The organism is Nocardioides sp., assembly GCF_031422975.1.
Lineage (GTDB): Bacteria > Actinomycetota > Actinomycetes > Propionibacteriales > Nocardioidaceae > Nocardioides.
The window spans coordinates 1-9,424 of sequence record NZ_JANPEO010000418.1; the positions used below are offsets into that span (position 1 = coordinate 1).

At 71.3% G+C, this 9,424-nt stretch carries 7 protein-coding genes; 3 read left to right on the forward strand and 4 right to left on the reverse strand.

Annotated features, from left to right (window positions below):
* Positions 1-169: 169 nt before the first annotated feature.
* Entirely contained in the window at positions 170-3,121 is a 2,952-nt protein-coding gene (locus RMO85_RS12555) for an AAA family ATPase (protein ID WP_310529062.1), read from the reverse strand.
* A gap of 62 nt (positions 3,122-3,183) precedes the next feature.
* A complete protein-coding gene (locus RMO85_RS12560; protein WP_310529063.1) occupies positions 3,184-3,306 on the reverse strand; it encodes a hypothetical protein in 123 nt (40 codons plus the stop codon).
* Between the two features lie 344 nt (positions 3,307-3,650).
* Here RMO85_RS12560 and RMO85_RS12565 point away from each other — a divergent pair, with 344 nt between their 5' ends.
* Positions 3,651-4,226: a sigma-70 family RNA polymerase sigma factor gene (locus RMO85_RS12565; RefSeq protein ID WP_310529064.1), complete on the forward strand. Its 576-nt coding sequence runs from the start codon at positions 3,651-3,653 to the stop codon at positions 4,224-4,226.
* A complete protein-coding gene (locus RMO85_RS12570; protein WP_310529065.1) occupies positions 4,223-4,663 on the forward strand; it encodes a hypothetical protein in 441 nt (146 codons plus the stop codon). The genes RMO85_RS12565 and RMO85_RS12570 overlap by 4 nt, the downstream gene beginning before the upstream one ends.
* Before the next feature lie 4 nt (positions 4,664-4,667).
* Here RMO85_RS12570 and RMO85_RS12575 read toward each other — a convergent pair whose 3' ends face one another.
* Complete coding sequence (locus RMO85_RS12575) at positions 4,668-5,942, reverse strand: S8/S53 family peptidase (protein ID WP_310529066.1); 1,275 nt, start codon at positions 5,940-5,942, stop codon at positions 4,668-4,670.
* Positions 5,943-6,048: 106 nt separating this feature from the next.
* Between RMO85_RS12575 and RMO85_RS12580 the strand changes: the two genes are divergently transcribed.
* A complete protein-coding gene (locus RMO85_RS12580; RefSeq protein ID WP_310529067.1) occupies positions 6,049-8,601 on the forward strand; it encodes a CHAT domain-containing protein in 2,553 nt (850 codons plus the stop codon).
* Between the two features lie 117 nt (positions 8,602-8,718).
* Here the strand turns inward: RMO85_RS12580 and RMO85_RS12585 are convergent.
* A partial coding sequence (locus tag RMO85_RS12585) for an amidohydrolase family protein (protein WP_310529068.1) occupies positions 8,719-9,424 on the reverse strand: 706 nt, incomplete at its 5' end.

A 9,424-nucleotide genomic window follows, 5' to 3' on the forward strand; every position in this document is an offset into this window, starting at 1 on the left:
CGGCCCCACGCCCCGGGATACTCCACGAACAGGAAGGCCGTGTCGGTCGGGGCGGTGCCCGCCAGAGGCTCGCCGTCGCCGCGGCTGCCGGCGGAGCAGCGGAAGTCGTCGTCAGTCATCGAGCGACATTGTGCCCGTCGCGCCGGACCGCTCGGGCCGGCGGGACGACTCAACCGGGGAGCAGGCCGTGGCGGCGGGCGATCGCGGCTGCCTCGGTGCGGGAGGAGGCCGCGAGCTTGCCGAGGATGTTGGAGACGTGGACCGAAACCGTCTTGGTGCTGATGAAGAGCTGCTTGCCGATCTCCCCGTTGGTACGCCCCGCGGCGACGAGCGCCAAGATCTCGGTCTCGCGCGGCGTCAGGCTCACCTCGGAGTGCGAGCGCGCGGGCTGGGCCGTCGACCCGAGCGTGGTGAGCTCGGCCAGCAGCGGCGCGGCGCCGATGGCGTGCGCCGTCTCGCGGGCCAGGTCGGCCATCAGTCGCGCCGCGGCGGCGTCACCGGTCGCCCGCAGCACCTCGGCACAGCGGGCTCGCACCCGGGCGATCTCGTAGACGTTGCCGTAGGCGACGAACGCCTCCTGCGCGGCCAGCCAGACCGACACCAGATCCTCGGCGCTGGGCGGGTCGAGCTGGCTCAGCCACCGCCAGCGCAGGTCCTCGGCGGCGAGGCGCGCCACCCAGGCCCGGTATTCGGGACCACGGGCGGTGTCGAACTCGGCGTAGAAGTCGATCACCCGCTCGCCGTCGCTCAGCATGCGGCGTACGACGCCGGCGGACGCCTCGCGCTCGGCCACGGACTGTCGCCCAGCCGCGGTCGCGTGGATGCCGATCACGACCGCGGTCAACCGCAGCCGCGCCTGGAACCACTCGTGCCACAACGGCCGGACGGTGGCGACGACGTGGTCGTAGATCTCGACCGAACGCTCTGCGTCGGCCTCCTGCTCTGCGCGCACCAGCTCCGCGGACCCCGCGACGATCGCGATCAGCCCATCGCGCGACCAGTAGTCACGCAGCGCGGTGAACGAGTCGGGCCTGCAGTTCCCGCGGATCGCGACGATGTAGACCTGGTGGGCGAAGTAGAGCCACTCGTAGACCAGCGGCGGCTTCAGGCCGGACACGTCGAGCAGGGCGTAGGCCTCGTCGAGGCGTCCGAGGTCCGTCAGCACGCTGGCCTTCATCCAGCGGGCCTCCGCCGGGAAGGGTGCCCACCGCAGGCCGAACTCCTCGGCCCGGCGGATCACGGCCTCATAGGCCTCGACCGCGGCCGCGAAGTCGCCGCGGTCGTGGTGGAACCGGCCGAGGAAGTAGAGCGCACGCAGCTCGGGCTGGACGTGCCCCTCGGCGCGGGCGCGCTCGGCCGCGCCGAGCCACGCGGTGCGGTGCCGGTCGAGATCGGGGCTGTCGTCGAGAATGATGAGCGTGGTCGAGATCTCCACGGCGATCCCGGTCAGGCTGTGCCGCTCGGCCAGTGCCAGCCCCTCCATCGCGACCGCGCGGGCCCGCTCCACGTCCCCCCGGCCCAGGGACTGGGCGTGGACGCCGAGGGCTCGGGCCAGCAACTTCGGTGGGGCATCGGCGAGGAGCTCGACCGCCTCCGCAGCGATCGCCTCGGGGTCCTCGGTGGTGTCGGTGAGGAGCAGCGACGCAGCGATGGAGGTGAGGATCTGGCCGCGGTCGTGCGGGTCGGCGTCGAGCGGCATCGAGGCGAGGTGGGAGCGCAGCACCGTGACCGCCTTGGAGACCCGGCCGGAGGCAATGAACGCCTCCGAGCAGCGGCGCACCAGGGCGTGCAGGTCGATGTCGTCGGGCAGCTCCGGCAGGGCCGCCAGCAGCTCCCACGCTTCGAGGAACTGCATCGCCGCCTCGTGGGGGCCTCCGACCGCGAACGCCTGGTTGCCCGCCTCGATGCTGGCCACGGCCGCGGTCAGCCGGTCTCCGGCCCGCCGGGCGTGCAGGGCGAGCTCGGCGGCCGTACCGGCGACCCGACCGGACTGCAACGCCACGGAGAAGGCGGTGTGGAGACGTGAGCGTTCGCCGGGCAGCAGGTCGTCGTAGACCGCCTCGCCGAGCAGGGCGTGGCGGAAGGCGTACGACGCGCCGCTTGCCTGCACCAGCACGTTGGACTCCACTGCGGACCGGAGGGCGCTCTCGAGCTCGGTCGCGCCCAGCCCGGTGACGGCCGCGAGCAGCTCGTGGGAGACATGGCGCCCCGCCACGCTCGCGACCCGGACGACTTCGAGGGTGCGGTCGTCGAGCCCGTCGAGCCGGACGAGCAGCACGTCGGCCAGCTCGGCCGGGATCTGGCCGCCGGTGGCCCACGTCGCGCCGACGAGCTCCTCGACGAAGAAGGCGTTGCCCGCGGCGCGGTCGACGATCACGGCGACGCTGGCCTCGGGGATCGTCGAGTGCTTGTGCATCGCGTGGACGAGCTCTCGGACGTCACCGTCGGTGAGCGGCCCCACCTGGAGGCGTTCGACCCCGCGGAGCCTGGCCCACTCCGCCACCTGTGGCCGGAGCGGGTGCCGCCGATGCAGGTCGTCGGAGCGGTAGGACACGACAAGTCGGACGGGGCCGGCGAACAGGCGGGAGAACAAGAAGCTGAGCATGTCGCGCGTGGACTGATCGGCCCAGTGGGCGTCCTCGACGACGACCAGCAGCGGGCCGTCCTCGGCCAACGTCTCGAACAGGTCGTGGACCGCGGCGAAGATGTTGCCCCGGTCGAGCGACTGGTCCTCGTCGCGATCGTCGGAGGCGCGCAGCCGACGGCCCGGCTGGAGGCGGGCGAGAGTGGGGTGACGCTCGGTCACGCTCGCAGCCACCTCCGGCCGGTCCGTCAGGACACGACCGAGGATCTCGGAGAACGGGAGGTAGGGCAGCGACCCGTCGGCAAGGTCGAGACAGTGCCCGGCGAGGACGGACCAGCCCCCGGCGACGGCGACGTCGCGGAGCTCGGTCAGCAGGCGGGTCTTGCCGACGCCGGCGTCCCCGGCCAGCAGCACGGCCCGGCTCTCGAGGGCCGGGCCGGCCGCGGAGCCGCGAATGCCGAGCCGGGAGACGAGTTCTTCCAGCTCGGCATCGCGTCCGACGAGGTCGGTGCTGCGCGGGATCGACACAGTGGTCATTGTGTCGCCTCCCGCCGACAACGACTCCCGGGTGTCTGAGGGGATCGTCATGGGGGTGGTGCTCATCGGGCGTCGGCAGCCTTCGTGCGGTTCGCCGTGTTGGAGCGGCGGCTGCTCCACTGGCGGCGTACGCGACCTTCGCGGTAGGTGACCTCGGCGTTCATGAAGCTGTCCGTGGCGAACATGGGTTTCTCCTTCATCGGTGATCTCCACCTGTTTGGCGAGATGACTGGAGATTGCGCTGCTGAGGTAGGTCGGGACATCGGGCAGGTGCCCTATCCCTGTCGTGCCAGCTACCTCAGATCGGGGCTGGGCTACCTCAGAGGGCCGATCGGAGCTCCCACGGACAGCCTGTTGCTCACTGGGTTCGCACAGCGAGAGGGTGGCGCCAGCGCAATCGATCAGGCAAGACGTGAACTGGGTGTATCAAGGACACAGCAGCTCGCTCCTAACCAATGTGAGGGACGTCATCATGATGAGCGAAGGGCGTGTTCGGAGCGGGGACTCATGGCCGACCGGGGGGACGGACATGGGGACGCTGGTCCTCGAGGCTCGCGGGGGCAGCCAAACCGCGTGGAATCAGCTCGTCGAACGCCTTTTGCCGCTGGTGACGTCCCTCATCCGACGTCACCGCGTGTACGGCGCCGATGCCGACGACGTCAACCAGACAGTGTGGTTGCGACTGGTCGAACACCTCGACCGGATCGACGAACCGCTGGCACTGCCCGGCTGGCTGTCCACGGTCACCCGCAACGAGTGCCTTCGGTTGCTCCAACGACGGGCAAGGATGGTCCCGACCGACCCGCAGGAGTCACCGACCTTCGAACGAGCCGATGATGACTCGCCCGATCTGGTGGACGCACTGATGATCACCGAGCGACATTCGGCCCTGGTGGACGCGCTCCTCGAACTGCCCACCGACCGACGCGAACTCCTCCTTCTCCTGACCGAGGACCCACCCCTGAGCTATGCGGAGATCAGCCGCCGATCGGGCATCCCCGTGGGCAGCATCGGGCCGACTCGAGCCCGGGCAATCCGGCAACTTCGCAACAGCCGCGCTCTGCGGCACCTGGCACCACCTGCCCCCGACGGGAGAACCCCATGAACGAGAGCACCCCTGAAGAGCAGGCCGTCGTCGACGACCTCGCTCTTGCTCTGCGCGCGAAGGACGACGTGGACCCACGTCATCGCGAAGCCGCCCAGGCGGCCTTCGCCTGGCGCACCATCGACGAAGAGCTGATGGAGCTGACCTACGACTCCCTCGAGACGGCGTCCGCTGTGCGCAGCGCCGGCCTGGACGAGCCGCGCACGGTGTCCTTCAGCTCCAGCATCGGCAGCCTCGAGCTGGAGATCGACGGAGAGCGAGTCATGGGCCACGTGCTCCCCGGCGGCACCGTCACCGTGGTGATGACCAACGTCGTCGGCCAGCGCCTCGAGTCGCCCAGCGACGAGGACGGGGTGTTCGAGCTCGTGGGCTCCCTGCCCGGCCCGGTGCGCTTCACCATCGAGGGCACGGGCACGACCCAGTGGCTGACCTTCTGATCGGTTAGTTGTTGGGCTGGAGCACCGGCCCTACGCCACGTCGCCCGGCGATGGCCGCTTCGGCGAGGAGCTCGTCGGCGGCCAGACGTGCGCTGATGCCGTGGTGGCTCATCCGGGCCGCGATCAGCCCCGACACCAAGGGTGTCGAGAAGGACGTCCCGCTCCACTTCGCCAACCCGGTGAAGTGGCGCTCATCGTCGACGTTCGGCGACTGGTGGCAGAAGAATGTGCCGGTCGGATAGGCGTTGACCAGGTCCGTGCCGAGCGCGTAGACGTCCACCCAGCTGCCGAAGTTGGAGTAGTCGGCGCGCGCACCGTCGGCGTCGAGCGCGCCGACCGAGACGCTCCAGGGGAAGGCCGCCGGCCAGAACGGCCGCCGGTGCGAGTCGTTGCCGGCCGCGGCGACGAGCACGGTGCCCTTCTGGTGGCGCAGCCGCTGCTCCCAGAACACCTCGAAGCTCAGCAGCGGCAGTTCGCCGCGCGTGGGGCAGCCCGCCGACAGCGAAATGATGTCGGGGCTCAGCTCCAGGGCCTCGCCGAGCTGGATCACCATCTCCGACTCATAGGCAGCACCGCCCAACGGCAAGAAGCCCTCCACCCGGATCTCGGCGGCGGGGGCCTGGTTGCGGACGACGCCGGCGATGAACGTGCCGTGCCCCGCATAGGGGTGGATGTGGTTGAGGTCGATCGTCTCGGGATCACCGGTGACCCCGGCCAGCCACGGCGTCGCCGGATCGGTCGCGGCCGCTGGCCACCAGCCGGTGTCGACCACGGAGACGAACACCCCGGTGCCTGCCCCCGTGTCGCTGGAGATGGGCGGGTACGGCGCAGGCGCCGCTCCCGGCTCCTCGGGCTCGGTCGCCGGGCAGGCATATCCGGGGTTCGGCGTGACGTACATGATGTGGTCCGGCGTGGCCTTGCCGACCCCGAGCTCGCGATCGACCACCAGCAGATGCTCCGGCGTCAGTCGGTCGACCGGCACCCGCAGGACCGTCAGGCCGCGCTGGTTCTGGGCGCGTTCGTCCACGACCCGCTCGGCACCCAGCAGCTCGGCGACATCGCGCCAGTGCTCGTCGCGCGCCAGCACGAAGCCCGGGCGGTACAGGTAGTCGATGCCGCCGATGTCGTTCCACACGACAGCGGCCTTGTCGGGGCCGCCCATCGCCTTGATGAGATAGGCGACCTGCTCACGCAGGATCTCCTGCCGAAGGCGGTCGCGCTTCTCGTCTGCTTCAGGACCGGACTCGGCGCCGGTCGCGCCGGTGGACGGATTCTCCATGACGGTCTCCCCCGATGGGCTTTGATGGAGCGTGACGGGCGACGCCGGAGCGGCCACCTCGCCTGAGGATAGCGATTCACCGCCACGATCGGGAGGGGATGCGAGGGTGTCAGATCCAGCAGGCGACGACATGCTGGCGCTCGTGGCCGTCGACCCGGCCCGCGCTGCTGCGCTCGCCACGACGGCGATCGCGCGCTCCGGGGACCCGGTCGGGCTGTCCTACGCCCACCAGGCACTGGGCATCGTGCTTCGCGACCGTGGGGACATCGATCTGGCTCTCATCCATCTCCGAACGGCTCGGGGACTGGCACGAGGCACAGACCCGGACCGCTCCGCGGACGTCCGGGCAACGCTCGGTGTCGCGCTCGCGCTGCGTGGGCGGCCCGTCGCCGCGCTGCGCGAGCTCGACGATGCTGTTCGCGAAGCCACTCCCAGCGGCGCCGTGCGAGCCAAGGCCCTGATGCGACGGGCCCACGTGCTCGCCACCCTCGGCCGTCATGCCGACGCGATCGCGGACCTGCAGGTGGCCGTGCCCGAGTTCCGGCGTGCCGGTGACGAGGTGTGGCAGGCCCGTGCGCTGAACCTCCGGGCCCATGTCGAGATACTGCGGGCCGACTTCGCCGTGGCCGAGCGCGATCTGGTGGACGCCGACGCTCTCTTCACCCGGCACGATCAGCACCTGGAGATGCTCCACGTCCGCAACAACCTCGCCCTGATCCGGTTCTTCAAGGGTGACGTGCCAGCCGCACTGACGGCGTTCGCCGAGCTCTCCGAGCAATACACGGCCCGGGGCGACCCCCAGTTCTACCTGGCGCTCGACCGCGCTCGGGTCCTCCTGGTCGCCGGTCTGTCGGATGAGGCCGTCGCCATCGTCGAGTCGGCAGCCGCGTGGACCAGCACCCGGCCGCGGTCCCGGGCCGAGCTACTCGTGATGCGGGCCAGCGCTCGGCTGGGTCAGGGCCGACCCGAGGACGCCTTGGCCGACGCCACCGCAGCCCGCAGGCTCTTCGCCCGGCAGCAACGGGAGTGGTGGCGGATCCGGGCTGACCTCGTCGCGCTCCGGGCCCGGATCGAGCTCGGTCGCGGATCTCGTCGCGCCGCCGTCGCGCTCGCCGACTCCCTGGCCGACGAGCGGACCGAGGAGGGGGTCCTGGCCCACCTTCTCGCCGGACGCGAGCTCGCGGCCCTGGACCCGGCCGGCGCTTCGGCGTACCTCTCCCGAGCCGCGCGCGGACGCCAACGCGGCAACCCCCTGAGCCGCAGCACCGCCTGGCTGGCGCACGCCCTTGACCTGGAGGTGCAGGGGCGACCACGCGTGCTGCAGGCCGTGGGCCACGGCCTGGATGCGCTGGCCGAGCATCGGGCCTCCCTCGGCAGTCCGGAACTGCGCGCGCTCACCGCGATCCACAGTGCAGACCTCTCGGCACTGGCCGCACGGCATGCGCTCCCGCGCGGTCCGCGTGCGCTGGTGCACTGGAGCGATCGAGGACGCGCCGCGTCCCTCAGTGAACCCGTCGCCGCGCCGCAGGACCCGGTGATCGACGGCCACCTCGCGACGATCCGAGGCCTGTCTCACCGGATCGGTGAGGAGAGGGACCCCGCCAAGATCCAGGTCCTGGAGCGCGAACGCACCCAACAGGAGCGAGCAGTCCGGCTGGCCTGGGCAGCCACGTCAGGGACGGGCGGCCGGGCCACGACTGCCTCTCCTGCCGAACTGGTGGAGCACCTCGGCGACCGGATCCTGGTGCAAATCGTCAACGTCGACGGGATCTTGCGGGCGGTGGTCGTGCGTGACGGTCGCTGGCGCACGGTCGAAGTGGGCCCGTTGGACTTCGCGCACAGGGCGATGGACCGCGCCCTGTACGGGCTCCGCAGCGCAACCCGCGGCCGTCCGGTTGACCTCGATGCTCTCGCGCGCCGGTTGGAGAGCGCCGTGCTCGGCCCAGTGGTTCGGCTGCTGCCACCGGACCGACCAGTCGTGCTGTCTCCTCCTGCCGCCTTCCTCGGCGCCCCGTGGGGGCTGCTGCCGGCCCTGCACGACCGTCCGGTCGCGCTCACACCGTCGGCGACCGCGTGGGTCCGGGCGCACGGCGCGGTCCCGCCATCGCGGCGCGCGGTCTTCGTTGCTGGCCCGGGGCTGCCGACCGGGGGCGCCGAGGTCGCGTCGATCGCCGCCCTGTCGTCCGCGGCCACCAGCCTGGTCGGCGATGACTCCACCGTTCCGCGTGTCCTTTCGGCGCTGGACGGTGCCGGACTGGCCCACATCGCGGCGCACGGGCTGTTCCGTTCCGAGAGCCCGATGTTCTCGAGCCTGAACCTTGCCGACGGCCCGCTCACCGTCGACGACATCCACCGCCTCGAACACCCACCGCACCGGATCGTGCTGCCTGCCTGCCGCTCGGGCGTGGTCGCGGCCATCGGCGGGCAGGACGTCGTCGGGTTCGCGTCCGCGCTGCTGACCCAGGGCACCGCGGGTGTCATCGCGTCCATCGCCGACGTCGATGACGCCGCGACGGTTCAGGTGATGCTCGACCTGCACGCCGGGCTCGCCCGGGGGCTGCGGCTCGACGAGGCCCTCGCCGGTGCGCGTCGAGCGGCGTACGACGATCCGGTCAAGCATGCGACGGCGGTGCTGTTCGCGGCGATGGGTGCCGCGTAGGTCACTCGCTCCGACTGCCGACCTGTCGGACGTCAGCCGGGATGTCCGACGAAGTGGCGGCCGGAGCAACCGCAACGTCGGACGTCCCGCGTTGCGTCCGACGAAGTGGCTGCCGTGTCAGGAGACCGGAGCGACCGGACGACCGCCCTGCCAGACGCCGGCGACGAGCGGGACGCCCGGGCGATAGGCGAGGTGGAGGTACGACGGCGCGTCGAGCAGCACGAGATCCGCGCGCTTGCCCGGGGCGATGACGCCGACGTCGTCGCGGTCGAGGGCGGCCGCGCCCATGAAAGTCGCGGCATGGAGCGCCTCGGCGGGCGTCATCCGCATCTCGCGGACGGCGAGCGCGATGCACAGCGCCATCGAGGACGTGAAGCAGGAGCCGGGGTTGCAGTCGCTGGCGATGGCCACCTTCACGCCCGCGTCGATCAGCTTGCGCGCGTCGGGGTAGGGGTGGCGGGTCGAGTACTCGACACCCGGGAGCAGCGTGGCGATCGTGCCGGAGTCGGCGAGCGCGCTGACGTCGTCGTCGGCGAGATAGGTGCAGTGGTCCACCGCGACGAGGCCGAGCTCGGCGGCGAGCTTCACGCCGCCGCCGTAGGTCAGCTGGTTGGCGTGGAGGCGTCCGCGCAGGCCGTTGTCGGTGCCCGCTGCCAGGATTGCTCGTGCCTGGTCGACGTCGAAGGCGCCGTCCTCGCAGAAGACGTCGATCCATCGGGCGTACGGCGCCGCCGCCGCCAGCATCGCCCCGGTGACCAGCTCGACGTAGTCCTCGGGGGTGGTGTCGCTCGGCACGACATGGGCGCCGAGGAAGGTCGTGTCC